The 24,497-nt window shown below is 41.3% G+C and carries 25 protein-coding genes and 1 tRNA gene; 7 read left to right on the top strand and 19 right to left on the bottom strand.

All coding sequences use genetic code 11. The features are described 5' to 3' along the window. Nucleotides 1-3: 3 nt before the first annotated feature. The gene (locus tag M3P07_RS11800) at nt 4-1,212 is read left to right on the top strand and encodes a glycosyltransferase family 2 protein (RefSeq protein WP_249970112.1); all 1,209 of its coding nucleotides are present in this window, start codon (nt 4-6) and stop codon (nt 1,210-1,212) included. Here the strand turns inward: M3P07_RS11800 and M3P07_RS11805 are convergent. Continuing rightward, the gene (locus M3P07_RS11805) at nt 1,209-2,342 is read right to left on the bottom strand and encodes a hybrid sensor histidine kinase/response regulator (protein WP_249970113.1); all 1,134 of its coding nucleotides are present in this window, start codon (nt 2,340-2,342) and stop codon (nt 1,209-1,211) included. The genes M3P07_RS11800 and M3P07_RS11805 overlap by 4 nt on opposite strands. 218 nt (nt 2,343-2,560) lie before the next feature. Between M3P07_RS11805 and rfbB the strand changes: the two genes are divergently transcribed. Genes rfbB through rfbD form a run of 4 tightly spaced genes read left to right on the top strand, consistent with a single transcriptional unit; the run spans nt 2,561 to nt 5,918 of the window. Then, entirely contained in the window at nt 2,561-3,598 is a 1,038-nt protein-coding gene (gene rfbB / locus M3P07_RS11810; protein ID WP_249970114.1) for a dTDP-glucose 4,6-dehydratase, read from the top strand. A gap of 24 nt (nt 3,599-3,622) precedes the next feature. Then, nucleotides 3,623-4,483, top strand: coding sequence for a glucose-1-phosphate thymidylyltransferase RfbA (rfbA, locus tag M3P07_RS11815; RefSeq protein ID WP_249970115.1), 861 nt, complete (start codon nt 3,623-3,625; stop codon nt 4,481-4,483). A 3-nt stretch (nt 4,484-4,486) separates the two neighbouring features. Further along, the gene (gene rfbC, locus M3P07_RS11820; protein ID WP_249970116.1) at nt 4,487-5,035 is read left to right on the top strand and encodes a dTDP-4-dehydrorhamnose 3,5-epimerase; all 549 of its coding nucleotides are present in this window, start codon (nt 4,487-4,489) and stop codon (nt 5,033-5,035) included. 13 nt (nt 5,036-5,048) lie between these two features. Beyond that, nucleotides 5,049-5,918 (top strand): dTDP-4-dehydrorhamnose reductase, encoded by an 870-nt coding sequence (gene rfbD / locus M3P07_RS11825; protein WP_249970117.1) that lies wholly within the window; start codon nt 5,049-5,051, stop codon nt 5,916-5,918. 281 nt (nt 5,919-6,199) lie between these two features. Here rfbD and M3P07_RS11830 read toward each other — a convergent pair whose 3' ends face one another. The 6 genes from M3P07_RS11830 to M3P07_RS11855 all read right to left on the bottom strand — a co-directional run bounded on the left by M3P07_RS11830 (nt 6,200) and on the right by M3P07_RS11855 (nt 13,520). After that, entirely contained in the window at nt 6,200-6,784 is a 585-nt protein-coding gene (locus M3P07_RS11830) for a DUF2569 family protein (RefSeq protein ID WP_249970118.1), read from the bottom strand. Nucleotides 6,785-7,079: 295 nt separating this feature from the next. Beyond that, entirely contained in the window at nt 7,080-8,180 is a 1,101-nt protein-coding gene (locus tag M3P07_RS11835) for a DUF4407 domain-containing protein (protein WP_249970119.1), read from the bottom strand. 181 nt (nt 8,181-8,361) lie between these two features. Continuing rightward, nucleotides 8,362-10,488, bottom strand: coding sequence for a M56 family metallopeptidase (locus M3P07_RS11840; protein WP_249970120.1), 2,127 nt, complete (start codon nt 10,486-10,488; stop codon nt 8,362-8,364). Between the two features lie 2 nt (nt 10,489-10,490). Continuing rightward, entirely contained in the window at nt 10,491-10,856 is a 366-nt protein-coding gene (locus tag M3P07_RS11845; RefSeq protein WP_249970121.1) for a BlaI/MecI/CopY family transcriptional regulator, read from the bottom strand. A 281-nt stretch (nt 10,857-11,137) separates the two neighbouring features. Next, on the bottom strand, nt 11,138-12,028 hold the full coding sequence (locus M3P07_RS11850) for a DMT family transporter (RefSeq protein WP_249970122.1): 891 nt from the start codon (nt 12,026-12,028) through the stop codon (nt 11,138-11,140). Nucleotides 12,029-12,131: 103 nt separating this feature from the next. Further along, nucleotides 12,132-13,520 (bottom strand): dipeptidase, encoded by a 1,389-nt coding sequence (locus tag M3P07_RS11855; protein WP_249970123.1) that lies wholly within the window; start codon nt 13,518-13,520, stop codon nt 12,132-12,134. A gap of 97 nt (nt 13,521-13,617) precedes the next feature. Here M3P07_RS11855 and M3P07_RS11860 point away from each other — a divergent pair. Beyond that, nucleotides 13,618-13,699 (top strand) — tRNA-Leu (locus M3P07_RS11860). A 315-nt stretch (nt 13,700-14,014) separates the two neighbouring features. Further along, complete coding sequence (locus tag M3P07_RS11865) at nt 14,015-15,136, top strand: family 10 glycosylhydrolase (protein ID WP_249970124.1); 1,122 nt, start codon at nt 14,015-14,017, stop codon at nt 15,134-15,136. Between the two features lie 49 nt (nt 15,137-15,185). On the opposite strand, the gene M3P07_RS11870 is transcribed toward M3P07_RS11865, so the two are convergent. From M3P07_RS11870 to M3P07_RS11925, 12 genes are all read right to left on the bottom strand, one after another. Continuing rightward, nucleotides 15,186-15,482 carry a DUF1905 domain-containing protein gene (locus tag M3P07_RS11870; RefSeq protein WP_249970125.1) on the bottom strand — a complete coding sequence of 99 codons (297 nt, stop codon included), beginning with the start codon at nt 15,480-15,482 and terminating at the stop codon, nt 15,186-15,188. A gap of 228 nt (nt 15,483-15,710) precedes the next feature. Next, complete coding sequence (locus tag M3P07_RS11875; protein WP_249970126.1) at nt 15,711-16,004, bottom strand: DUF5076 domain-containing protein; 294 nt, start codon at nt 16,002-16,004, stop codon at nt 15,711-15,713. Nucleotides 16,005-16,115: 111 nt separating this feature from the next. Further along, nucleotides 16,116-16,388, bottom strand: coding sequence for a hypothetical protein (locus M3P07_RS11880; RefSeq protein WP_249970127.1), 273 nt, complete (start codon nt 16,386-16,388; stop codon nt 16,116-16,118). A gap of 54 nt (nt 16,389-16,442) precedes the next feature. Further along, a complete protein-coding gene (locus M3P07_RS11885) occupies nt 16,443-17,984 on the bottom strand; it encodes a hypothetical protein (RefSeq protein WP_249970128.1) in 1,542 nt (513 codons plus the stop codon). A 145-nt stretch (nt 17,985-18,129) separates the two neighbouring features. Beyond that, nucleotides 18,130-18,462 (bottom strand): biotin/lipoyl-containing protein, encoded by a 333-nt coding sequence (locus tag M3P07_RS11890; RefSeq protein ID WP_249970129.1) that lies wholly within the window; start codon nt 18,460-18,462, stop codon nt 18,130-18,132. A gap of 38 nt (nt 18,463-18,500) precedes the next feature. Then, on the bottom strand, nt 18,501-19,013 hold the full coding sequence (locus tag M3P07_RS11895) for a phosphohydrolase (RefSeq protein ID WP_249970130.1): 513 nt from the start codon (nt 19,011-19,013) through the stop codon (nt 18,501-18,503). 9 nt (nt 19,014-19,022) lie between these two features. Beyond that, nucleotides 19,023-19,391: a hypothetical protein gene (locus tag M3P07_RS11900; RefSeq protein WP_249970131.1), complete on the bottom strand. Its 369-nt coding sequence runs from the start codon at nt 19,389-19,391 to the stop codon at nt 19,023-19,025. A 51-nt stretch (nt 19,392-19,442) separates the two neighbouring features. After that, nucleotides 19,443-20,306, bottom strand: a complete 864-nt coding sequence (locus M3P07_RS11905) for a YihY/virulence factor BrkB family protein (protein WP_249970132.1) — start codon at nt 20,304-20,306, stop codon at nt 19,443-19,445. Between the two features lie 97 nt (nt 20,307-20,403). Next, entirely contained in the window at nt 20,404-21,423 is a 1,020-nt protein-coding gene (locus tag M3P07_RS11910) for a metallophosphoesterase family protein (RefSeq protein WP_249970133.1), read from the bottom strand. A gap of 166 nt (nt 21,424-21,589) precedes the next feature. Continuing rightward, nucleotides 21,590-22,411, bottom strand: a complete 822-nt coding sequence (locus tag M3P07_RS11915) for a CPBP family intramembrane glutamic endopeptidase (RefSeq protein WP_249970134.1) — start codon at nt 22,409-22,411, stop codon at nt 21,590-21,592. Between the two features lie 49 nt (nt 22,412-22,460). Next, nucleotides 22,461-23,546: a helix-turn-helix domain-containing protein gene (locus tag M3P07_RS11920; protein WP_249970135.1), complete on the bottom strand. Its 1,086-nt coding sequence runs from the start codon at nt 23,544-23,546 to the stop codon at nt 22,461-22,463. 57 nt (nt 23,547-23,603) lie between these two features. Further along, nucleotides 23,604-24,494 carry a glycoside hydrolase family 16 protein gene (locus tag M3P07_RS11925; RefSeq protein WP_249970136.1) on the bottom strand — a complete coding sequence of 297 codons (891 nt, stop codon included), beginning with the start codon at nt 24,492-24,494 and terminating at the stop codon, nt 23,604-23,606. Nucleotides 24,495-24,497: the final 3 nt, after the last annotated feature.

Raw genomic sequence — 24,497 nt, forward strand, 5'->3', positions numbered from 1 at the left:
AAAATGGAGGTTGTAAAAGTAATATTCTGGATTTCATTGTTCATCATTTTTTACTCCTATCTAGGATATGGCATCCTGTTGTTTGCCATTATAAAGCTTAGAAGGTTATTTGGTATGGGCAAAGCTTATGAAGGCAATGAAGATTACCAACCCGAAGTAACCTTGTTCGTTTCGGCTTTTAACGAAAAGGACTTTTTGGACCAAAAGGTTAAAAACTCCATGAGTTTGGATTATCCTTCGGAAAAAGTGACCCAAATCTGGGTTACCGATGGTTCTGATGATGGTACCCCTGACTTGCTGCGCAAGTACAAAGAGGTTGAAGTGTATCACAAGGAAGAACGGGCCGGAAAAATTGCCGCCATGAATCGGGGAATGCAATTTGTGAAAACGCCCATTGTCATCTTTTCCGATGCCAATACCGATTTGGGCAAGAACTCGATAAAGGAGATTGTTCGTTTGTTCCGAAATCCCAAAGTGGGCTGTGTTTCAGGTGAAAAACGAATTTATGCCAAAGATGCCGATAATGCCGCTGGTGCAGGTGAAGGCATGTACTGGAAATACGAATCGCAACTCAAAAAATGGGATGCGGAACTGTACTCCGTGGTAGGAGCAGCGGGTGAGCTGTTCGCTATTCGAACCCAGCTGTGGCAAGAAGTGGAACGGGATACCTTATTGGACGATTTTATGATTTCGCTCCGGGTAGCCATGTCGGGTTATACAATTCAGTACAATCCGGAGGCCTATGCCATTGAGACGGCCTCGGCCAATGTTAAGGAGGAGCTGAAACGCAAAATCAGGATTTCCGCAGGGGGCATACAGTCTGTGGTAAGGCTGCGTTCGTTGCTAAATTTCTTCAAATATGGCACCTTATCCTTCCAGTATATTTCCCATCGTGTTTTACGTTGGACGCTGACACCCTTGCTTCTCCTCTTGATTATTCCCATGAACTTTTTCTTGGCACAACAAGAGGGTATGTTCAACTTTGGTCTCTTTAGTGTATTGTTCTGGGGTCAAGTATTGTTTTATGCAGCGGCCTTGTTGGGTTGGTTTTTGGAAAACAGACAAATCCGTTTGAAATTACTATTTATCCCCTACTATTTTTTCATTATGAACCTTTCGGTCTTTTTGGGATTCGGTCGTTATTTGAAAGGAAACCAATCTGTAAATTGGGAAAGGGCCAAACGCGGGGTGCAGGCCGAGGCAGTAGCTTAATCTTCCTCGGAATAGAGCGGGAGGTCAAAGTAAAAGGTGCTTCCCTTTCCTACCTCACTCCTAATTTTGAGGGTTCCTCCGTTTTTCCGGACAAAATTTTGACATAAGATCAGCCCAAGGCCGGTGCCGGGTTCCTTTTCCGTACCCAATTTGCTAAAATGCTCGTTGGGGTTCAGAATTTTTTTAATGTCCTCTTTCGGAATTCCATTTCCATTGTCCTCGATTTCAATAACCAGGTGATTCTTGGCATGTTTGCTGTTTATTTTGATGAGGCCCTCAACAGGGGTAAACTTGATGGCATTGGAGACAATATTGCGCAATACCGTTTTGATCATATTGTTATCCGCAAAAGCAAATACCTCTTCTGGTACGTTGTTCTGCATGACAATGTGTTTGTGATCACTACCAAGCTTTAGCAATCTAAAAGTCTGTTCCACCAAATCGCTGATATCCAATTTCTCTGGGATCATCTGAATTTGATCACTTTCGGACTTGGCCCACCCCAGAAGGTTCTGAAGCAGGTTTAAGGCTTCGTCCATAGTCTTTAGGAGATCATAAACAGTTTCGTCCAAAAATTTTTCATCCTTGGGGTCGATAATGCCGCGCATGATGAAATCCATTTTCAGTTTGGCCGCGCTCAAAGGGGAGCGCAGGTCATGCCCGATGATCGAAAACATACGGTCCTTAAGGTCGTTGGATTGTTTTAGGTTCTGGGCCTGTTCCTCGATTTGATTTTTGGCCCTGATCAATTCCACGTGGGTTTGAATACGGGCAATGAGCTCCTGCTCGTTAAAGGGTTTGGTCACATAATCGACCCCACCGACTTCGAAACCCTTGACCTTGTCCTGTACGTTGACCTTTCCCGTTAGAAAAATAATGGGGATGCCGCGATAAGATTCAAACCCCTTGATTTTTTCACAGAGCTCAAAGCCTTCAATACGGGGCATGATCACATCCAGTAAAATGAGGTCGGGTTTTCTGGTTTCCAAGAGTTCGAAGAAATAGTCGTCATCACTTGTACCTTCAAACTCATAATCGTTCCGTTCCAGTATAAATCGAAGCAGCTCCAGGTTAAGCTGTTCATCGTCAACGGCAAGGATATAGGGTTTTTCCGTAACTTGGTGTTCCATTTAATCAATAAAGACCAATACGAAAGTAGGAAAAAGATTTTAGCCTTGTTAGGAATATCTTTCAAAGTAGCTCAATAAGGCCCTATAAATGGGTTCAATTGACTTTTAAACCTATATTGAAGTGTTCCACCAACAAAAACCGACCGTTCACAACATAAATTGAACACGATTAAAAAGTAGGATTATATTTACAAAACAAGTAAAAAAATAAAATCTACATGACTCATATCTTGGTAACCGGAGGGGCAGGATTTATCGGTTCCAACTTTGTCCCTTACTTTTTGGAAGCAAATCCCGATATCCATTTGGTCAATATTGACGCACTCACCTATGCGGGCAATCTCGACAATTTAAAAGAAGTGGAGGGTCATGAGCGCTATACCTTTATAAAAGGGGATATCTGCGACAGAAAACTCTTAGAAAAAATATTTGGGAAATACGATATTAAAGGGGTAATACATTTTGCCGCCGAATCCCATGTGGATAATTCCATTACCAATCCGGATGCCTTTATGCAAACGAATATTTTGGGCACATTCAATCTCATTGATGTGGCCAAAAAACATTGGATGGTAAGTCCTGGGTTATATAAAGAGGCGTATATGCATTCGCGTTTCCATCATGTAAGCACAGATGAGGTATATGGCACTTTGGGCAAGGAGGGACTTTTTATGGAGACCACTCCTTATGCTCCAAACAGTCCGTATAGTGCTTCAAAGGCTTCCTCGGATTTTATTGTAAGAAGCTATCACCATACCTACGGAATGAATGTGGTCACCACCAATTGTTCCAACAATTATGGCCCCAAACAGCACGACGAAAAGCTAATTCCCACCATCATCCGAAAGGCCTTGGCAGGGGAAGCCATTCCCATTTATGGGGACGGTTCCAATATTAGGGACTGGTTGTACGTTTTAGACCATTGTAAGGGCATTGCTTTGGCCTATTTTGATGGAGTTTCCGGGGAGACCTATAACATTGGCGGAAGGAACGAGCGAAACAATCTATATATCGCCAAGACGGTTTGCGAAATCCTGGATAAAAAATACCCCAAAAAGGACAATACCTCCTACAAGGATTTGATTACCTATGTAAAGGACAGGGCAGGGCACGATTTTAGATATGCCATAGATGCGACCAAGATAGAGAACAATCTAGGTTGGAAAGCCGATGAGAACTTTGAAAGTGGAATTGACAAGACCATTGATTGGTATTTGAAGAAATTTACTGGAAACAAGACAAAGAGCTTGGCCTAACCACAGGCCCAAAACCCCAAAACAATGAAAGGAATAATATTAGCAGGAGGCTCAGGAACACGATTGCACCCCATTACCTTGGCGGTGAGCAAGCAACTGATGCCCGTGTACGATAAACCCATGATCTACTACCCACTTTCTACTTTGATAGAATCCGGGATTTGGGAAATATTGATCATCTCCACACCACATGACCTTCCGATGTTCCAACGCTTGTTGGGCGATGGAAGAAAATATGGATGCCGGTTCGAATATGCAGTACAGGACCAACCCAATGGATTGGCCGAGGCTTTTATTATTGGGGAAAAATTTATTGGGGATGATAAAGTAGCCCTGATTTTGGGCGATAATATCTTCTACGGAACTGGTCTGGAAACGCTGTTGCAATCCAATAACAATCCCGATGGAGGAATCATTTATGCCTATCACGTAAATGATCCCGAGCGCTATGGGGTTGTGGAATTTGATGAGGACGATAAGGTGATTTCCATTGAGGAAAAACCAAAAAATCCAAAATCGAACTATGCCGTACCGGGAATTTATTTTTACGACAACGACGTGGTGGAGATTGCAAAAAACATAGAACCCAGTGCCCGTGGTGAACTGGAGATTACCGACATTAACCAGGAATATCTGCGACGCGGGAAGCTTAAGGTAAGCATCATGGACCGGGGAACAGCCTGGTTGGACACGGGAACCTTCAAATCGTTGATGCAAGCCTCCCAGTTTGTTCAAGTGATCGAAGAAAGACAAGGGCTTAAAATAGGAGCCATAGAATCTTCGGCCTATAAAATGGGCTTTATAACCAAGAATCAGTTTAAAAAGTTAACAGAACCCTTCTTGAAGAGTGGGTACAGCACACGGTTGTTGGAAGTTTTATCATAGATCATGCAAGTACATCAGACTAAAATAGAAGGTTGTTTTGTCATAGAGCCCACTGTCTTTGAGGACAAGAGGGGTTACTTTATGGAAAGCTACAATCAAGAAAAATTTGAAAAACTAACCGGCGCCAAACCCTTTTTTGTGCAGGATAATGAATCCTTCTCGGTAAAAGGGGTACTTCGTGGTCTCCATTTTCAAAAGGGGGAGCATGCCCAAGCCAAATTGGTAAGGGTTTTGGAGGGAGAGGTTCTGGATGTGGCGGTCGATATCCGTCCCAATAGCAAGACTTTCGGGCAAGTGGTCTCTACCTTGTTGTCGTCCAATAATAAGAAACAGATGTTTGTGCCGAGAGGATGTGCGCATGGTTTTGTGACCTTGAGTGACACCGCCAAGTTTTCCTATAAATGTGACAATTTTTACCATGCCGAATCAGAGGGAGGGATCATTTATAACGACCCCACTTTTAATATCGATTGGATTTTGAATGAAGATGATCTGATCATTTCGGAAAAGGATAGGGTTTTACCCATTTTTAAGGTAGCAGTACCCCATTAAAGCAAAAAATAATATGAAGATATTGGTCACCGGGGCATCCGGACAGTTGGGAAGCACATTTAAGGCCATGGCGTCCGTAGGACAGGCCAAAGGATTGGATTTTGTGTTCAAATCGTCCTCAGATCTGGATATTACTGATTTTGCGGCGGTTCGCGAAGAATTGCTTGCTGCCAACTATGCCTATTGCATCAATTGTGCGGCCTTTACCCATGTGGACCAAGCCGAATCTGAAAATGAGTTGGCGTATAAGGTAAATGTTACCGGGGCCAGAAACTTGGCAATGAACTGTAATGAGAGCAACACGGTCCTCATTCATATTTCAACGGATTTTGTCTTCGACGGCTTTTTGAACACCCCGTATTTGGAAGATGATATCGCCAGGCCCATAGGGTTTTATGGGGATACAAAATACAAAGGGGAGCGGGCTATTGTAGGGAACTTGGAAGAGCATTTTATCTTGCGTACTTCATGGCTCTACTCCGAGTTTGGGCACAATTTTATGAAGACCATGATCCGGTTAGGGAACGAAAAAGAGGAACTTTCCGTGGTATATGATCAGGTGGGCACACCCACTTATGCCTTGGACCTGGCCAAGGTGGTTTTGCATATTATCAATGCCCATAGCATAGATTATGGCGTGTACAATTACAGTAATGAAGGCGTGGCCAGTTGGTACGATTTTGCCAAAGCCATTTTTGACAGTTACAAGATTTCGGTTGACCTCAAACCCATTCTATCTAAAGAATTTCCTACCCCTGCGGAGCGACCCAAATTTAGCGTGTTGGACAAATCTAAGATCAAAAGCACCTTCGATTTGGACATCCCACATTGGAAAGACAGCCTTGAAGTTGCCTTAAAGGCATATTCCAAAATTAATATTTGATTTATCTGTCACCTCGAGCGCAGTCGAGAGGTTTTTACTTTGTAAGTGTCCTTTTTATCGTGAAGTTAAATTTGGGTTGACACGAATTTTACAAATTTGTACAAGTGTTTCTAGAGAAAGAAGCATTTTGTCAAAAATAGGGTTGCACTTATCGGTCTCGGCTATGATTTCGTTGTGGAATCATCCGCAGGATTATTCCGCCGAAATCCAGCCGTTTTATTTATACTTTTATTTTGGTATGGCACAAAACCACAATGAATTATAGCCGTTGTAAGCATTAGTTATTTTATAAATATTTTCTTAGGCTTTTCAGCAAAAAGTAAGTAATAACTCCAAATCATGGCAAAAACTGCTTGAAAAATTATTAATCCACTAATTTCTGAATTTTTCAATCCGAAATAAAAAGATGAGCCAACTGAAATTATATAAAGAAACACCATAAATTTCCTAAAACCTTTATTAAAACTTAACATCATAGCTATTAAAACAATTGAAAATATTACCATAAAAATTTCTATTCCATAATATAAATAAATGTCAAATTTCATATGAGTGTTCGGAGAAGACTCAATTTTTTCAAAACCAATTTGTAATAATTCAAATATATTTATAGAAGACCTAATCATATTAATTATCAACGCTATCAAAATAATCCAAAGCCAACCACTAATTTTTAAGTGCCCAAATTTGAATTTATCAGTTTGTTGATAATATTCTTCAACTTTATTTTTATTTTCTTTTTCTCCTCTTTTATCAAGTTCATCTATTAAAAAAGGAACTCCTTCTATATTAACTTTGTGAGGTGCTTCTGATAGTTCAAGAAGTTTATCTAATTCTAAATTTGAATAATATTCTTTAAAAGGCATTTTTCGTTTTTAATTAATGCTAACGTTTAAGATATTGCTCGTTTTAATGAGCAATATCGTCCGATAAGTGAAGTACGGGATTTTCTGCCCAAATTTCAAGAACCGATTGATGGATGTAGGTTATGGATTGACGAAAATCACAATACATCATTTTTATCTCCCTTCCTTTTCCTTCGGTTGGCTCAGGATGACAGGGGAAGGAGAACTAAGTACGAAGGGATGATTTACACTATCTGTGCACTTTAAGTGGACAGCTTTCCCTTTTTTTGGGAAATAAACTATGGGTTGTTTCTAGCTATAACCCCTTTACCTGTACATTGTGAAAGGAATCCGCCTGAAGGCGTAAAAGTTCTTCCGCCTTTTGTTTTTTATAACGGTAGAGCTCTTCCTCATTTTTAATATCCTCGTAAATCTTTTGGTTGAGTTCGCCATCCGTGGAAAACAGCAGTTTGCGTTGGGCTACTTTTTGGGTTACCCAAGTGGCGACCACACTTTCCTGTTCCTCCAACTTATAATCGTACTCTCCTTTCGGAGCCAAAAGTTTGGCAATAATAGGAGCGGTCTCAATCGCCAAAAACAATAGAAAAATAAAAAATGAAGGGAACCAAGGCAGTTTGCCCAAGGCATTTATCCGGGCCATCAACCCATCAAAGCCATCAATAATGGGTTGCGAATTGGTCACCGCGCTATTGTAGTCAACCCCAAGGGCCGCTATTTCCGCTTCAAGTGCCTCAATTTTTTGACCATTGGTTTCTTTGAGCTGGGTCAATTCAGCCAAATAGGCATCATGTTTCTCCCTTTTTTCTTGGTAAACCGGGCCTTTGCCCAAGAGACCGGTTCCGGCGGTACCTTCGGCTTCGGTAATGTAGATATCATAAAGCGCATTGGTCTCCGCTTCCTTGCTTGTAATCTCGTTCTTTAATCCAGCAATTTCTTGATTTAGGGCCTCTACCTTAGGAGAATATTGTAAAGCAATTTGCTCTTGATTTGCCAGGGTCAGGGCATTTTTTTCCTCCAAAAGGACTTGGTCAATTTCCTTTTGAAATATTTTCATCTCCAAGGGTTTGGAAATAACCACTGCAATGATCATCGCCAAAATGATTCGAGGTGTGGCTTGCAACAATTCACTTTTAAAACTATCCCTTTTCTTTATGGTTGACACGATGTATCGGTCCAGATTAAAAATCAATAATCCCCAGATAAATCCGAAGAAAATAGCGGTGTAAATGTTGTCGAATACGGTGTAAAGGGCATAGCCGCTGGCAATAAAGGCCATAACTGCGGTAAAGAAAACAGTGGCTCCAATACCTGCATATTTGTTGCGTTCCCCATTGGAACAGGTTTCTAGGATTTGGGTGTCGGCACCCGAACAGAAAATGAAAAAACGTTGTAACATGATAGTGCTCGTTTAGGTTTGTAATTGACTGCATACCGCTTTTAGGTCAAATACTCCCACGGAAGGTTGGTTTGGAAGGTGTTGACCCTAATGAAAATCAAAAGCGATGTAATTAGAACGCAGTTTTTTACAAAATGTTACAGCGCGATCCCATTCAAGCAACCAACGAATGGGCCTTCAGCTAGGACGAGGACATTTTTACTTCCATAATATTGTTCTTTTCAAACATGGAATTTATGCGAAGTTCATGGTTGTTCTTTAACTGCTCAATGGCTTTTTCTGTGCTAATTTTTTTATCATCCAAATAGAAAACAGCCCCTTTTTCCGCTAACCCGACTACATGGTCGATAAGCTTTTGGGAGTGGGGCGGGAGACGGTCCCAGACCATACGACTCATGCTAGGTTCGGGGGAAGCGTACACCCCTTCGGCAACGGCCAATTTTGTATAGCTTTTATGTAAGGCCATGATCTGTGTATACTGGTGCATGAGCTGTTCTCTGCTACCTTGCTCATGTTCCACAAACCGGACGACCCCATCGTAATAGCTTTTCTTTTGCTTGGCATAACTATCCGCCAATTTTTTGAGCTCTGCTGAAATTGGCCCCTTGTTAACAAGATAGGCAATCATTGGAACTCGTGGCCATTCCGCCGACCCCGGAATTTCTATGATTTCAGATGTTGGCGTGGGTGGAGGCACCTCTTTGATTTCGTTGTCATTTGAGGGAGTAGGTGGAACCTCTTTGATTTCATCAACCCGGTTTGGCGGAGGAGGTGGGGGGACTTCTTCAATTTCGGTTGTCCCAACTTTTTTGACGGGAGGCGGTGGATTTGGAAAGTCAGGAAAAGGTTCCGCATCCTTCTGTTGTTTTTCCGACATCAATCCCCGAATGTAGGTAAGACGCTCCACGTCCTTTAGCAATACGCGCATATTGTTTTTGGCCATGCTGTTGTAATATTTGGCCAGCTTGTTGTACTCTACCATAAGTTTACGGGAAGCACCTTCTTGTGTTCGAGGTGTACTGGTTCCCAATATCGTATCCCCATCCACCAACTGTATTAATAGAGTGTCCCGAGCCCTAAACTGGGTGCCCTTAAAACTTTGGTCCAAGGCCTTTTCAGAAAATTTGATACGATCAGCGGATACCAAAGTTAAAGTAGCAGGGGTTTTTGCCAACTCCTTTTTTATCTGCTTTAAAAGCTCAATACTAAAATCACCCTCGAATTCCAACTCCACCTGTGGCTTGGAGTTGTTGCTGAAATCATTGGATTTCGACATGCTGTTCAACTTGTCGGATAGCTTTTTCAAACGGATTCGTTTTCCTTCAATAAAAAGTTCGTGGTTTTCACTGACCTTGATGGTAATGGGAGTGACTTCGTTTGATGCTTGGGATACGGTCTTTTTATCGCTAAAACCCAAAAGGAGCAATGCGAGTATAGGAAGCAACAGAAGGCTTTTGATTAGAACCGATTGTTTTGATGTTTTTGTTTTCATGACTGTTAATCGTTTTTTGACTTGCCTGAACGCACTTCCAAACACGAAGGTTTTGCCAAATACGGTCAGGCGGGTTGATGAATAATGAATTGCATTGGACAATGCTGGCTGAAAATTTGTGGTTGAATATTCCAGAAGAACATTTTGATAGTTTATGGTGTTGGCACTTTTGGATAATACGGCTTGATCTGCCAAAAATTCATGGTTCAGTTTTATGGCCCGTTTAAAGAAAACAACCAGTGGATTAAACCACAGCAGCACTTGGACCAACTCTATAAAAATCACATCCCAACTGTGCTTTTGGGCCACGTGGGTTTCTTCGTGGATCAAGACCTCTTTGGGGATTTCATTGTTTTCCAACTTCTGTTTGTTCAGAAAAATGAACTTAAGGAACGTATGCGGGGGTATTTTCTCCCGATGCAGCACGTGGGTGCAATGTGGTAGCCTATTCTTGGGATTTTTGCGAATTCGATTGGTTATTCGGATTAGGTTTTGGGCAAACTTTAATCCAAACAAAAGCACGCCCAAACCATAAATGCACCAGGCAATGACGATGAAATCAATCGGAGAACCAGGAGCCTCTTTAACTTCCAAAACTTCTCCGGCCTGGATGGGGTTCAAGCTATCCAACCCCTGTGGCATGGGAACAGTTACGTATTCCACAAAGACCATTAACGGAATGGCCAAGCTAAGGATCAAGGCACCGATCAGATAAAATCGTTTGAAGGTGTGGATGCTTTCTTTCTCCAGAAAAATCTTGTAAAACAAGAATAGGACAATCAAACACGCCGTGGATTTTAAGCTATAGGCCAACATGCTTACTTTCTTTTAATTTGGTCGTCAATAAGTGCTCGCAAAGACTCAAGTTCCTCCTTGCTCAAATCGGTTTCTTTGGTAAAAAATGAGGCAAACTGACTCGGGCTGTCGTTGAAGAAATTCTTAATCAGACCTTTCACCTGCTTGGAGAAATAATCTTGTTTTTTAACCAAGGGGTAGTACTCCCTGGACCTTCCAAAACTTTTGTAGGCCACATAGCCCTTGTCGATCATCCGCTTTAAAAGCGTGGCCACGGTTGTGGTGGCAGGTTTTGGTTCCGGATAGGCATCCAAAAGGTCTTTCATGAACGCTTTCCGCTGTTTCCAGATAATGTTCATTAGTTCTTCTTCGGATTTTGATAAGGACATGCGCTATGAAATTAGAATTTACTCTACAAACATAGAATAATATTTTGAATTCTACAAATGTAGAGTAAAATGATCATCTTACCATAACTTCAACCATATAGGGGTACGACCAAATATTTAATTTGAAATCCCAATTGTTCTATAGGTGAATGCCTAGATAAGCAACGCTTCTAGAGGTGTTTCTTCCTAAATAAAATGAGTTCGGTTTGGCAATTTGATATTTAGCTTCGGATTGTTTGAAAATCTGATGATTGTCTGGATTTTCGATGAGGTACTTGTCGTTACATCCGATCTTGATGGGTTTTGGGTCTATTTTGATTTCGAACACTTTCAATTATTACTGTTGATAGAATAATCATTCCGCCCCAAAACGTATTCCAGTTAGGGATTTCCCTTAAGAAAATAAAGGCGATTACAATACCCAAAACAGGTTGAACGCTGCTGATGATACTTGCAGTACTCACGGTAAAATGTTTTAAGCTGTTTACGAGCAGTGTATGGCCCACAGCCGTGGTAATAATGGCCAACAGAATAACATAGGGATATTGCGTTGTAATGTTCGAAGTGTCCATAAACAATAAAGTAGGAGCCAGCACAAGGGTCACAATACCTAATTGATATAGCATAATGGCCGTAGCATTGTAGTGGTGCTCAGAAATCAAATTTTTTGAAATGATGTTTCTTAAGGCATAGAACAATGCTGATATCAGCCCGAAAAAGATACCCTGGAACATTGTGCTTTCCAAATCAAATTCGGGAGCTAGGATGTAAATGCCCAAAAGTGCCAAAGCCCCTAGCACAATGTACATGGGGTCAAATTTTGTTTTAATGAACAAAGGTTCCAAGAAGGCGGTTATGATAGGGTAAGTAAACAATGAAAGCATTCCAATAGCGACATTGGAACATTTTAAGGCATAGAAGTAAGTTATCCAATGTGCGGCCATGAACAAGGCACTTAGTACAAAAGGAAGGACGTTCTTTTTCGATTTTAATTGATAGGGTATCTTTTCATACCTGCAGAAGGCATACAATACAAACAGAGCTATAAAAGAACGCCACCAATTCGTTACCGGGATGGGCAAGTCTATAAATTTACCCAATGCACCCGATGTACTGATAAAAAGTGTTGCTAAAAGCAGGTAAACAAGATGGTTATTGTATTGCTTGCTCATGAGTTAGCGATAATGGTGGTTAGCTTTTGGCGAGCGAGCCAAAACTAGTAGCGGAAAGCACGTCCCCATCGGTTTAATTTTAAACCGATGGGCAACATCCTGTTTATTGCGTTAGTTCCGTGAAGTATTTATAGAAATATGGAATGGTCTCAATGCCCTTAAGGTAGTTCCAGACGCCAAAATGCTCGTTGGGGGAATGAATGGCATCGCTATCCAGTCCAAAGCCCATTAAAATGGTCTTACTTTCCAAGACTTGTTCAAATAGTGCAACGATGGGTATACTTCCACCGGTGCGTTCTGGAATTGGGGTTTTGGCGAAAGTGGTCTCATAGGCCATGGCTGCCGCTTTATACCCAATACTATCGGTTTTGGTCACATAGGGTAGGCCTCCATGGTGCGGTGTAACCTCGACCTTTACACTTTTTGGCGCAATGGCCTCAAAATGTTTGGTGAACAGTTCCGTGATTTCGTCCGGATCTTGATCAGGTACCAAACGCATCGAAATTTTGGCGAATGCCTTGCTGGCGATGACGGTCTTTGCGCCCTCTCCAGTGTAACCACCCCATATCCCATTGACATCAAGGGTTGGGCGAATGGAATAGCGTTCTGCGGTGGTATATCCTTTTTCCCCGTGAACATCGTCAATATCCAATGCTTGTTTATAGGCCTCCAGGCTAAAAGGGGCTTTGGCCATTTCCGCGCGTTCTTCAGCCGATACTTCTTCTACTTTATCATAAAATCCGGGAATGGTGATATGATTATTTTCATCGTGAAGGGAGGCAATCATCTTATTGAGGACGTTAATGGGATTGGGAACAGCCCCACCATAAATGCCCGAATGCAAATCGCGGTTTGGCCCGGTGACTTCCACTTCCACATAGCTCAACCCTCTTAATCCGGTGGTAATTGAGGGGACATCATTGGCCATCATTCCGGTGTCCGATATCAGGATGATGTCATTGGAAAGCATTTCTTTGTGCGTCTCCAAAAAATCTGCCAAGCTATCACTTCCCACTTCCTCTTCTCCTTCGATCATAAACTTGACATTGCAGGGGAGTTGGTTGTTTCGAATCATGAATTCCACCGCTTTTACATGCATGAAAAACTGACCTTTATCGTCGCATGCACCTCTGGCAAAAATGGCACCATCCGGATGTAGATCCGTTGCTTTGATAACCGGCTCAAAGGGAGGGGAGTTCCAGAGTTCCATGGGGTCGGGTGGTTGTACATCGTAATGGCCATAAACCAGTACGGTGGGCAGGTTGGAGTCAATGATTTTTTCTCCATATACCACGGGATAACCTTTGGTTTCGCAGATCTGGGTATTGTCGCAGCCTGCTTCCACTAAGGATTTTTCCACGAGTCTTGCAGTTTCCAATACATCTTGGGAAAAAGCGGTATCGGCACTAATGGAAGGTAATTTTAAGAGTTCGACCAGCTCGTTGATGAACCGATCTTTGTGGGTGTTTATGTAGTCGTTTATTTGTTCCATGAATTGTTTTAAAAGGACACTAAATGTACAAAAAACAAGTTTTTAAAAAGGGGTTGCATTGTAATCGGAAAATTGGATTATATTTGCACACCTTTTTGCGGGTGTGGTGGAATTGGTAGACACGCTAGACTTAGGATCTAGTGCCGCGAGGCGTGGGGGTTCGACTCCCTTCACCCGCACAGAATGACCCTCAATGATAATTGGGGGTTTTTTATTTGGATACAGTTGGATTTTGAGGAGGAGAAGTTTACCCTGAGCTGGTCGAAGGGACTCCCTTCACCCGCACAGAATTAACCCTCAATATTCTTGAGGGTTTTTTTATGCCCTTTTTTTGTTTTATTTCTGAGGATTTTGACCAGAAAAGAATCCCAAAATTCCCAAGTCTTCCTCAAATATATACATTCAGGGAGCCACAAAGTACGTTCGTATAAAAAGTTGGACTTAAAAACGGGAAACAGGCTATTTTCCCTAAGAATTGCTAAAACAAAATCTTTATGCGACCCCTAGTACGATTATACTTTTTACTCTTTTTAATTATTACCACCGGCCTAAATGCCCAAAAGGTTGACAATGGATTCTCCGAAAAGGCATTTTACTTTGCTGCCTGGGGGGACATCAACCAAGGTGAAGGCAAAACCAAGGCCACTATTGAGGAACAAAAGGCACGTTTAAAACGATTGGCCGATGCCGGGATTACGGATCTGTTGCCCAATGCCAGCACCGAACGATTAAGGGAACTTGTTCCTTTGGCAAAAGAATATGGAATTAGGGTCCACGCTTGGCTTTGGATGATGAATATCGGGGGACTGGAGGAGGCCCAAAAACATCCTGAGTGGTTTTCGGTGAACGTGTTGGGACAGAATTGCAAAGAATACAATCCCTACGTGAGTTACTATAAATTTCTAAGCCCATTTTCTGAGGGGGCACGGGAATTCATTAAAAAAAGGGTCAAGGAAAAGGCAGAGATACCCGGAATCGCATCGGTGCATTTTGACTACATCCGCTTTGTGGATATAATTCTTGGGGCCGACCTTCAAAAAAAGTACAAACACAAAGGGGGACCTCTAATCCAGGACCGTATTCTGGACGAGTATGATTTTGGTTATCACCCCAATGCCCGTAAGCAGTTCAAGGAAATTTTTGGGACTGATCCAGTAGATTTGGAAGATAGGGCCGAGAACCCCGCTTGGCAGCAGTTTAGAATGAACGCTATCACCTCGTTGGTAGATGACTGTGTGGATATTTGTCACGATAAGGGAGTGGCCACTTCGGCTGCTGTTTTTCCGTTTCCGCAGTTGGCCCGGGAATATGTGCGCCAAGATTGGGGACATTGGAAGCTGGACACCTTTTTTCCAATGGCCTATAAAAAAGACCATCAAGGAAATGTGAACTGGGTAGGTTTTGCGACTAAGGAAGGTGTACGTGATTTGGAGAAGGGACAAGACTTGATCACAGGCATCCTAACAGGTCATTACGGCGATAACTATTCCGATTTTGAGCAAGCCATCCAATTGGCCCGGAAGAACGGGGCCAAGGGAATTAGCTTTTTTACGGCAAATTCGTTGGATGATAAGCACTTGTCCATCATAAAAAAATGGAATAAAACATACAATTAAGCTGCCCTTTTTCTAGGACACCGGAGGTAACCTTCGCATAAAACTGGATTCACACCCAAAGGGTGACGTCAAGGTTGGTATCGGTTGTAAGTTTGGCCTTTTTTCTAATCGCTGCTTTTACAGGTAAATAGTAGGTGCCTCCTTTGGTATCGAACCAAATAGCGGTGTCCCATTTTACAGTCCCTATTTGGGCAGTGGCCTTCATTCTACCCCAACCTTCTTCCTGCCATTGCAGGTTGCCCCTGATTTCTTGGGAAATGTCCTTGGGGAGGGAAATAAAATACCAGCTTCCTGCTGCTTCTTTCCACATGGTGGAGGTAAAGGTGTAGGTTATTTTGCCGTCCATGGATTGGATTTTGGGTGTAAAATTATGGGAATGCGATTTAAATTTGGGGGAATCTTTTCTTTAAAATTTGATCTGCCCCCGATGATTCCACTCATGTTCCCAATCATGGAACCCAGAATTAAACTAAGTGCCTTTGCCAGAGATTTTCTTAGGTTGATCCATTGATCCATCCTTAGTCACGGACAAATAAATGCAGTTTGGTGATAATTGTTCGCTATACTTGATTTTTTAATGGGATGTGGTCCATCCGTCGATAAGATGATTGAACATACTTTGGATTTGCTTTAGCGCTTCGATACGGCCATCTTCTTTTCCGTTGTGGTAATGGCTGGAGGTAAAGGCGGCCACATCGGCAAGAACAGAGCCCCAAGCCCGGGGGTCTGGTGTTTCTTTAATGGTGTCGGCAAAGATTTCCGGGGCACCTTGGTTCATCCAAACCCTTAAACATTCGTAGGCATTTGGATTTGATTTGATTTCAGATCTGATTTTGATCTCGTTTCCGCTTGAAGAAAAAAGTCCCATGCTATTATGCTTTAGTTGATGAATGAATTCTGATCGCCATGGATTTCCGTGCTAGTGAACTTATTGATTGCCCAAATTTTGAATAACCCTTGGAAGCAAAGTGATGTTGGTTCAAGATTTAATTTTTTGGATGGCGCTCAAAGCTTTGCCCATTTCCCTGATGTTGTAATTGATTATTTTTAGGGTTGTTCCAGTGGCATTCGGGCGGTCCGTTTCTGCATAACCAAGGATTTCCCTGCACCCTTGTTCCGTTTCCCATACCATATTGCCTTTGTCCCTTAATAAACCAAATAAAAGGGAGCCGGCATGTTTTCGAAGGTTGGCACCGTAGCCGTCGGCGGTTTTTTCAGCCGAAACAAATTCATAATAAACGTGTATGTACATAATTTACTGAATCCTATTTAATAAATCGTAGAACTCTTTTCCCTCAAATTTTTATTAAAAATATCTACCTGCATGCGTCTCCATAAGTTTAATGGTCAATTTATAAATCTCCTGACCGGCATGGCCATCACAATCTTTGTATTTTGTTTTATACGCCCTTATCTGGCTTTTGAAATTGTCTAAATGGTAACGTTTTTTATGCTGAATGTTCTCAAAATCGGCTATGATTTTTAAATGTTCAGTTTGCATGTTTTTAACGCAGATTATATCTGAAATGGATAAGGCTTTTTTTATGAAGAAATCCGTATTCGCTATTGTTTCTTCATCAAGCCCTGGATACGTCAGAATTTCTTCAATTTTATTTAAATTTTGTTGTAGTGTTCTGAATGATTTCATGGAGAAAATTTTAGAAACCATAACTTCCTCCCTTATTTTTGAAATCTCCTCGATAAGATAAACGAGCTCAAATTGTTTAAAAGTTCTATTTACGATAGCTAGCATCTTACTAATCCTAGGGTCGGAAGAAAGGGTGTACCTAAAAACTTCATCTTGATTCATTTTAAAGGTTTCAAGAGTTTCTGATTCAATTACTAGTCCCCCTGCATAACTAGCGTTGTCGCCAATTATTTTTGTTTTTAGCTCAAAATATCTCTTTTTAAACCCCTGAACGCTGGATACATGTAAGTAGGGTTTCCATGAACCAAGAAATGTGAAAATTGCTTGATTGAGTTTAGGGTAGTCTTGGACTTTAACTTTGCTGATGACATTAAACGTTAGTTCTTCCTGATTTAGCAGGTTATTTATTGTGTTGGTTTCAATCGTAAATAATTGGTCTCTGAATGCCCGTTTGTCAGTATCATTTAAATGACTCAACATTTGCTTGTGAACCAAATCGAAAATCCTAATTTTATGTAGCTTTTCAAAACTATCAACTTCTTTGTTTACTGAATCTAGCGATTGGGCTATGCTATTTTTTGAAGCCTTTGCATATTGTTTTTCAATGGCTTGTTCTAGCCTATTGATTTCAGAGGGAAGTAATCGTTGAAACTCTGTTTCCACCAGATTGGAAAAACCTTCCAAGTCCTCATAAGTAACCAAGGGCGAATTAATTTTGTTTAGTATAACCGGGAATTCTTTACGTAGTTCTCTAATTGTGGCAACTTCCTTTATCGCATCATTATAGGCCTTCTCTTGATTTAATACGCCCCACATGTACCAATCAAGTCTTTGTGAAACTGGATACTTAGGTTTCTTTTTACATTTTGTTATTTTGACCGCTATAGCGAATTTTTTCAACTTACCTAATTTCTCAAAAGGTTTCCCGAACATTGGAATAAAGAACTTATCCGAAAGAAGATTAAATCTAATGGCATTATAAACCGGTGAGCCAGAACGCGGGGATTTTGTTTTAACACTAGGAAATTCGTTTTCAATAACCTGAGTCCAAGATTCAAGCTCTTGACAACTTTGTGCATGCAAGGATTGATCATAGGATGCCAAATAGAAGATGAGAAAAGGTAAAAGTCGGTATATCAAGCTCATATTTATTTTAAGGGATTTAATTGTTATTGATACTGCCCTTGGATTGATTGTCAAATTCTATTTTTGTTTTGTCTAAGTTCCGGTGTGCTGAGTTGCCCAAACGAAAGTCCCATCCATAAAGATAATTGCTGCCCAAGATCTCCATTGCGGAAACCCGTATCTTATGTATGCACTGATGATTTTAGTGCAAAACAAGTGATTAACCCCTTACTTCAAAAAGGATGGAGCCCACTTCAACTTTTTGTCCTTCCTTTTTCACGGCATAGAATTTTCCGCCCACATAAGTTTCAAATTCCAATATTTGCCTTGCATTTTCGACAACCCCAACGATGTTTCCGGGCTGGATCAGCTGTCCATCTTTAAAAAACCATTCCTTGACTCGCCACACACTGGTGTTTTCAAGGCCATTTGGGAACACAATTCTTTCCATTTCTCCTGGCTGAAGATAATGACCTTGCACCGCTGTTTGGGTTTTTAAATTTGAACTGTCAAGCCCAAACTTTTCCATTTGTTTAATGATCCATTTTCTCATTGATGTCTGCTAGTAGCTCATGGACATGCTGTTTTGTGCTAGTTGCCAAACAAGCTTTTTAGATATTTCGAAATTTCCTCACATTCAGGAACAAATATTTTCGAGATAAACTCCTCGTTTTCCTTTTTGTAAGTTTCGAACATTCTGGAGCCATTATTTTTGGAATGGGTCACATTGGCAATTCTATCGCAAAATTTAAGGAAGGATGCATTTTTGGTCTCCCTGATTCCTTTGTAATATTTTTCGTTTGCCCGTTCCGCTCTGTTTCTCCCTTTTTCATTGGTCAACGCGTAGGCAAGTTCGGCAATGGTTTCGTTGGTTTCTTTTTTTACATCGTTATAGGTTTCCCGGGCATCCTCGATGATATCGTGAACCCAGCAGGCGGCCAATACATTTTCCCTTTCATCAGTATCTATGGTATGGATAAATTCTTGGGCAATATCATACACCTTGTTAAGGTGAAAATCATAATCGTATTGATCGTATTTATGATTAGCATTTTTGTGTTTTTTTATGGCGTAAGCTTTGGTTTTATCTACGAGGTTCATCATCGTTCTTTGCTATTCATTTTTCCACACAACAAATTCGGCATTTTCGGTCGAACCCATTGCATTTATCAACTGTTCATTGTCAAAATTCGGAAAACGTTGAAAGTTTTTTAGCATTTCCATTTCACCTGTTGCCCCTCCTGGAACAGATAAAATACCATCGTCAGATAGAATTCTCCACCAGATATCCGTTCCCCAAGGCCCGGAATCGTTGGTCTCTATGATGATCTGATGAATAACCCTTAGGGCAATGGAGTGTTCATTTCCATCATAATCCGTGGTTGTGATCGTGGATCCCTTGAATTCTACCTTCCATTTGGATTCCGGTTGCAATTTCCCCTCCTCCTTTTTGCGCTTTCTAAAAAATGAAAATAGTCCCATACTTAAATCCGTATCTACTGGTTGACTGTCATTAAAAGGTGATTTCCTGGTTTATTCGCTCAGTTCCACATTTTTAATTTTTACCGCATTGTTATTGGGTAAAATTTCATAGCCAAGCTTATTACTGATTATTTCAACAAAGGAAGCTCCCAAAAATATAATCTGGGATGTATAATACACCCAGAGCATCAATAGGGCCAAAACACTTGCCGAGCCAAATGTTGAACTAAGGTGGCTATGTCCTATGTACATTCCAATGGCGATTTTGCCGAACATAAACAGCAAGGCAGTGATCAAGCCTCCCAAAAGTGCAACTTTCCAATGAACGATAACATCGCCCAAAAATTTAAACATGACGGCAAAGGCCATACTGGTTATGATCAAGGATATTATATGTTCATAGAGATAAGCAAACTGGTATTCACTGGATAAACCTTGGGCGTGATGTATTAAAAAGGAGTTTACCGAGGTGCTGATCAATAGAATAAAAAACAGTACAATTAGTATGACAAAGGAGAAAAAATGCTTTGACAAATATTGCAGGATACTGCTTTTTGGTTTCGCCTTAATATTCCAAATGCTATTAAAGGCATTGTGTATTTGACTGAACATTCCCGATGCGCTTAGTGCCAAGGTGACAAAACCAATTATCGTGGTGATCACACTGTTGTGGGTAGTATGGTGGTTTTTGATAATATTTTGGATTTGCATGGCCGCATCGCTACCCAGCGTGCTTTTAAGTTGTTGGAATATCTCTCCGGAAACGGCTTGTTTTCCAAATAGCAGTCCAAAAACTGAAATCAGGATAATGATCATGGGCAATAGGGAAAACACGGCATAGTAAGCCAAAGCAGCTCCTTTTTGAAACGTATTGCTTTTAAAAAAATGGTTGAAGACCTCCTTGATAAACTTCATATTACATGAGTGATTTTTGAGGCAAAAGAAAGGATAATGTTGCCAATAAATTTGGGATTGTTTCTTGCAAGTGGGTAGAAATTGAAATCAATAATTACTAAATCAATTTTTTATGTTGTTCATTCAAAGGTAAAAAGTTGATGTCCAAATACCCTCCGCTGGCGTTGTCATCCGCAACTATTTGAGGCTTCCCTTTTATAATTTCGATTGAATTTCGGTGGATATGCCCTGCAAAAATCCCTATTAAGTTAGGGGCTGTAAAAACCTGCTTGTGAAAATTTAGCGTTGTTTCCGTATGCCCACTTTCTGGCCATTTAGGACGCCTTTCCAATTCAAAGTTACGATCTGTGGCCGCTCCCCAATTTGGATTTCCACAGCCAAACGAAATGCCCTTACCAGGTGCATACAGGGGAATATGGACCAAGAGCACCAATGGCATGCCACTGGCAACCTGTTCCGTAAAAAATTTCAATTGCTCGTCATTAATTTGATAGGTGGAATTATCAATGGCCAAAAAGCGGATGCCTTTGATATCGTAAGCCGCCATTAAAGGATGATTGCCTTGGTACAAGGGTTGTAGGCGCTTCTTGATCCATGTATCGCGCAACACCTCCAAGCTACCTTCCATACCTTCATAATGCCAATCGTGGTTACCGGCGATATAAATGTAGGGAACGCCCGTTGCCTTCAATTTGGACAGCACCCACTCGATGGCAGCTTCAGACGGAAAACTAAACAAATCCCCCACCAAGGTGATCACATCTGCATTTACCTCTTTTGCAAATGCCAGGGTTTGTTCAAAGGCCTCTTCCGGATGCGTTGACTCTCCTGTTTTAAAATGGGTGGTTTGGTTATACGCCGTGGCCATGCGATTGCTAAACTCTTGAAAAGGAATCCCCCTTTCATCATCTTTAAATAGATGTGTATCGGCAATGTGGACCACCCTTACCGGTCCGGGAATCAGATCGGCGTAAAAGAAGACCTCTTCTTGATCCACGGTAGCGCATACTTTGGCTTTCTTATTTTTCTTTTTGGTCGGTTTTACAAACGAACTGGATGCAAGTCCAATCCCCAAAAAGGCGGCAGAAACTCTATTGAAAAATAATCGGCGTTTCATAGGGCGGTTTTAACTCAAGGAGAACATATTTATTGAAGCGTAAATCTGCTACCAATAAAGTTATCGTTTAATTTTAAACCAAACCCGATTTGCCTAAAGAATCCATTTGCATACCAATGGTATTCGCTGTTGTTTCTTTCTGACTGGAAGGTGAATTATAGATTTGCTATGCGTCCTGCAAAGCGGTTTTTTTTCGACCGTACAGATAGAAGCCCAAAATTGACAGGCCCATTACCGTAAGATAGGCAATCCAGACCATAGGTTCATTCTTTGCTTCACTACCTTCTATAATAACATGCTCCCAAACAATCCCAGGTTCATTTTTAAAACCAAAGCACCTTTGCCCAAAATTCCAAGCAAGATGAATCCCAGCAGGCAGGGCAATGCCTTTTGTGGTTAAAGCTGCAATTCCGAAAAGGATAGCACCTACGCCAGACCCAAGAAAGGCATCTATAAAAGTCATCCCACCAGCCATATGCTCTATTGCAAAAATGAGTGCGATAATAATTTGGGATTTCCAAGACCCAATGGCGTAGTTGAGTGAGCGCAAGGGAAAAGCACGAAAGGCTAGTTCTTCTCTCAAAGAGACAACAAAATAGAGTAAAAATGGAATCAAGATTGATGAAAAAGAAGGGGATTGAACAACAATCAATTTAGAATTGATTGCGAAAACGACCCATAAAGTAAATGTGGTCACCATGGCACAGCCGATGGCAAACCCCAGTGTAAAGCACTTGATTGTTCTACCATTTGGAACAACGCCAATCTCGGCCAAGTTTAGTTTTTCCCAGCGGGCGAAGGGGATGTTTATTCCTAAAACAGCTATTGCAGAAATGGTAATATGTAAAATATCCGACCATGGTTTGGGCAATGCATTGGTCAACGATGAACTAAGGATCATTAGTAGCACAGTACAAAGACAGAATAGCAATACTCTGCATAAGGTAAGTTTCCAGTTGTGGTTTTTCATTCTTAATTTTTGTTTCAAAAAGAATGAATTTTGAAGTGCAAGTCGATTCAAATTGGCATTTGAGACCTTATTTTTTGGACAGGGTTTTGTGGTATTCGGAGGGTGTTTGACCCGTAAATTTTTTAAAGGCCCTATTGAACGACGCCTTGGAGTTAAAGCCGGATTCAAGCCCAATTCCCAAGAGGGTCAAATGGGTATGGGTTTGGTTATTGAGTATTCTTTTTACTTCATCAACCCTCAATTCGTTTATAAAATCGTTGAAATTCTTATCCAAACCTTTGTTGATGGAATGCGATAAGCCGTTCCTGTTTAGCTGCATCAGATTTGCAAGGCTCTTAATGGTAATTTCCGGATTTAGGTAATACTTGTTCTCGAGAACTTTATCCAGAATTTCCTGGGCATCATAAATGGGGAAGTTTAGGGGTTTGTTATTGGAGTTACTCTCAAGCTGCTGGATCCGCAATTCACTTGCCCAAGAATAAGTTAGGTAATAAATAATCCCAGAAATAGCGATATAAGCTGGGTAATACGTATTGATCGACCCAAAACTGTAGCTTGATAGGGCAATTGTGCTAACAATATAAACGAGCCAACAAACAATCAACAGGAAGGATATTTTAAAAAAGGAACTGATCCAGAATATTGTATTTCGGTTTATGTCTGAATAAAAATCTTCCAATCCTTTTTTGAAGGACGAAAGCACATTGAGGGATCGGACCAGAAAAAAAAGGAAGTATAGCGCAGCTATAATGTCCACCAAAAAATTGACGCTATTTAATGTTCCTCTGTCGACCCCGCTCCAAAGGGTCACAAACCGCAATCCAACATCAAATAATAAGGAGGGTATAAAAAGGAGATAGTCCGTGTTTTTAAGCTTGAAATTATGGTAAAGGCTGCTCAATATCAGCAAATACAACAAAGGTCCCCATGTAAATTGATATAGTATGGGGATGGGAAAACTTGAGTTAAACCGGGGGAAAATTTCCTGTATGGGAATTTTTATACAGGCAAGGGATACGGAAAAGAGGAACAAGCCGAACAGTATCGTATTTATGGACTTGTTCCTTTTGTAAAAAAGAATACCGCTGCTGATCAAGCCATGAACCCCACCCAAAATAAAAATTAGTTGAAAAATATTGAGGCTGAGATTCATGAAGTCTTTGTGGATTTAAGAAATATAGCTACTGCGATTTAATACAGTATATTTTCCTTATTGATACAACCGCACCCAATCCACGGTCATGCTAATAGGGAGTTCCTCCGGATGTGTGATCATCCCGGGCCATGCGTGTTCCATTTGCTGGTCGATAAGCAGATAAAACGGCTGGTCAAAGGGCCATTGGTAGGTGCCTGCCCCGGCAACTTTAGGATATTCGTAAGACGTTACCCCATTGACCGCATACACCAATTTATCGGGATACCAGCTTACGCTGTAGATGTTGTAACCCGTAGTGTCTATTTTGGCCGTGGCGAACTTTTTTGGTTCCTCCTGTTTTAGCGTAATGGTATAATGGTTATGGGTGGTTTGGTACGCAAAGTCATCATGGTTTAGAGTTTCCATAATGTCCATTTCCCCGTTATGTTGGTCCGGGTAGATTTCCTTTTCGGACAGCATCCATATGGCGGGCCACATCCCATAGGCCTGATCCAGCTTGGCCTTGATTTCTATACGCCCATACTGAAAGGCAAATTTCTCCCAGGAATAGATTCCCCCGGTTAAATAGGGACGAGGATCTCCTGTAAGGGAATCGGGATTAATGATGCCATTAAGGTGAATATTGCTATCGCCAAAGGTGACCACCCTTGAATCTGTGGCCGTGATATATCGGAAACAGTTGGTCACTTCCCTCCATTCCTCCACCGGTACTTTCCATTTCGAAGAAGTAAAAAGACCGATTCGGCTCCAGGTATCGGTATCCAAGGTGTCTAGGTCAAAGTTATCTTCCCATACCAGTTCCCATTCGGTGGCATCATTCCGCCGTTCTTCTTTTTGAACATACATATACCCCTCGCTGAGCACATAAGGCTTTTTATCGCAGGAAGCGAACATAAGGATCAAGGCTGTAAAGGGAATGATTAAAGAAAGTTTTGTTGGTTTCATTTT

It is taken from the genome of Flagellimonas myxillae, assembly GCF_023502235.1.
GTDB lineage: Bacteria > Bacteroidota > Bacteroidia > Flavobacteriales > Flavobacteriaceae > Flagellimonas > Flagellimonas myxillae.

Bases quoted from the DNA above. Each gene is read 5' to 3' on its own strand.
- M3P07_RS11920 (WP_249970135.1), bottom strand. From the start codon at position 23,546: ATGAATCTCAGCCTCAATATTTTTCAACTAATTTTTATTTTGGGTGGG.
- M3P07_RS11865 (WP_249970124.1), top strand. From the start codon at position 14,015: ATGCGACCCCTAGTACGATTATACTTTTTACTCTTTTTAATTATTACC.
- M3P07_RS11925 (WP_249970136.1), bottom strand. From the start codon at position 24,494: ATGAAACCAACAAAACTTTCTTTAATCATTCCCTTTACAGCCTTGATC.
- M3P07_RS11845 (WP_249970121.1), bottom strand. From the start codon at position 10,856: ATGTCCTTATCAAAATCCGAAGAAGAACTAATGAACATTATCTGGAAA.
- M3P07_RS11850 (WP_249970122.1), bottom strand. From the start codon at position 12,028: ATGAGCAAGCAATACAATAACCATCTTGTTTACCTGCTTTTAGCAACA.
- M3P07_RS11875 (WP_249970126.1), bottom strand. From the start codon at position 16,004: ATGGGACTTTTTTCTTCAAGCGGAAACGAGATCAAAATCAGATCTGAA.
- M3P07_RS11890 (WP_249970129.1), bottom strand. From the start codon at position 18,462: ATGAGAAAATGGATCATTAAACAAATGGAAAAGTTTGGGCTTGACAGT.
- rfbD (WP_249970117.1), top strand. From the start codon at position 5,049: ATGAAGATATTGGTCACCGGGGCATCCGGACAGTTGGGAAGCACATTT.
- M3P07_RS11905 (WP_249970132.1), bottom strand. From the start codon at position 20,306: ATGAAGTTTATCAAGGAGGTCTTCAACCATTTTTTTAAAAGCAATACG.
- M3P07_RS11805 (WP_249970113.1), bottom strand. From the start codon at position 2,342: ATGGAACACCAAGTTACGGAAAAACCCTATATCCTTGCCGTTGACGAT.
- rfbC (WP_249970116.1), top strand. From the start codon at position 4,487: ATGCAAGTACATCAGACTAAAATAGAAGGTTGTTTTGTCATAGAGCCC.
- M3P07_RS11855 (WP_249970123.1), bottom strand. From the start codon at position 13,520: ATGGAACAAATAAACGACTACATAAACACCCACAAAGATCGGTTCATC.
- M3P07_RS11830 (WP_249970118.1), bottom strand. From the start codon at position 6,784: ATGCCTTTTAAAGAATATTATTCAAATTTAGAATTAGATAAACTTCTT.
- M3P07_RS11900 (WP_249970131.1), bottom strand. From the start codon at position 19,391: ATGGGACTATTTTCATTTTTTAGAAAGCGCAAAAAGGAGGAGGGGAAA.
- rfbA (WP_249970115.1), top strand. From the start codon at position 3,623: ATGAAAGGAATAATATTAGCAGGAGGCTCAGGAACACGATTGCACCCC.
- M3P07_RS11840 (WP_249970120.1), bottom strand. From the start codon at position 10,488: ATGTTGGCCTATAGCTTAAAATCCACGGCGTGTTTGATTGTCCTATTC.
- M3P07_RS11880 (WP_249970127.1), bottom strand. From the start codon at position 16,388: ATGTACATACACGTTTATTATGAATTTGTTTCGGCTGAAAAAACCGCC.
- M3P07_RS11835 (WP_249970119.1), bottom strand. From the start codon at position 8,180: ATGTTACAACGTTTTTTCATTTTCTGTTCGGGTGCCGACACCCAAATC.
- M3P07_RS11910 (WP_249970133.1), bottom strand. From the start codon at position 21,423: ATGAAACGCCGATTATTTTTCAATAGAGTTTCTGCCGCCTTTTTGGGG.
- rfbB (WP_249970114.1), top strand. From the start codon at position 2,561: ATGACTCATATCTTGGTAACCGGAGGGGCAGGATTTATCGGTTCCAAC.
- M3P07_RS11895 (WP_249970130.1), bottom strand. From the start codon at position 19,013: ATGATGAACCTCGTAGATAAAACCAAAGCTTACGCCATAAAAAAACAC.
- M3P07_RS11800 (WP_249970112.1), top strand. From the start codon at position 4: ATGGAGGTTGTAAAAGTAATATTCTGGATTTCATTGTTCATCATTTTT.
- M3P07_RS11870 (WP_249970125.1), bottom strand. From the start codon at position 15,482: ATGGACGGCAAAATAACCTACACCTTTACCTCCACCATGTGGAAAGAA.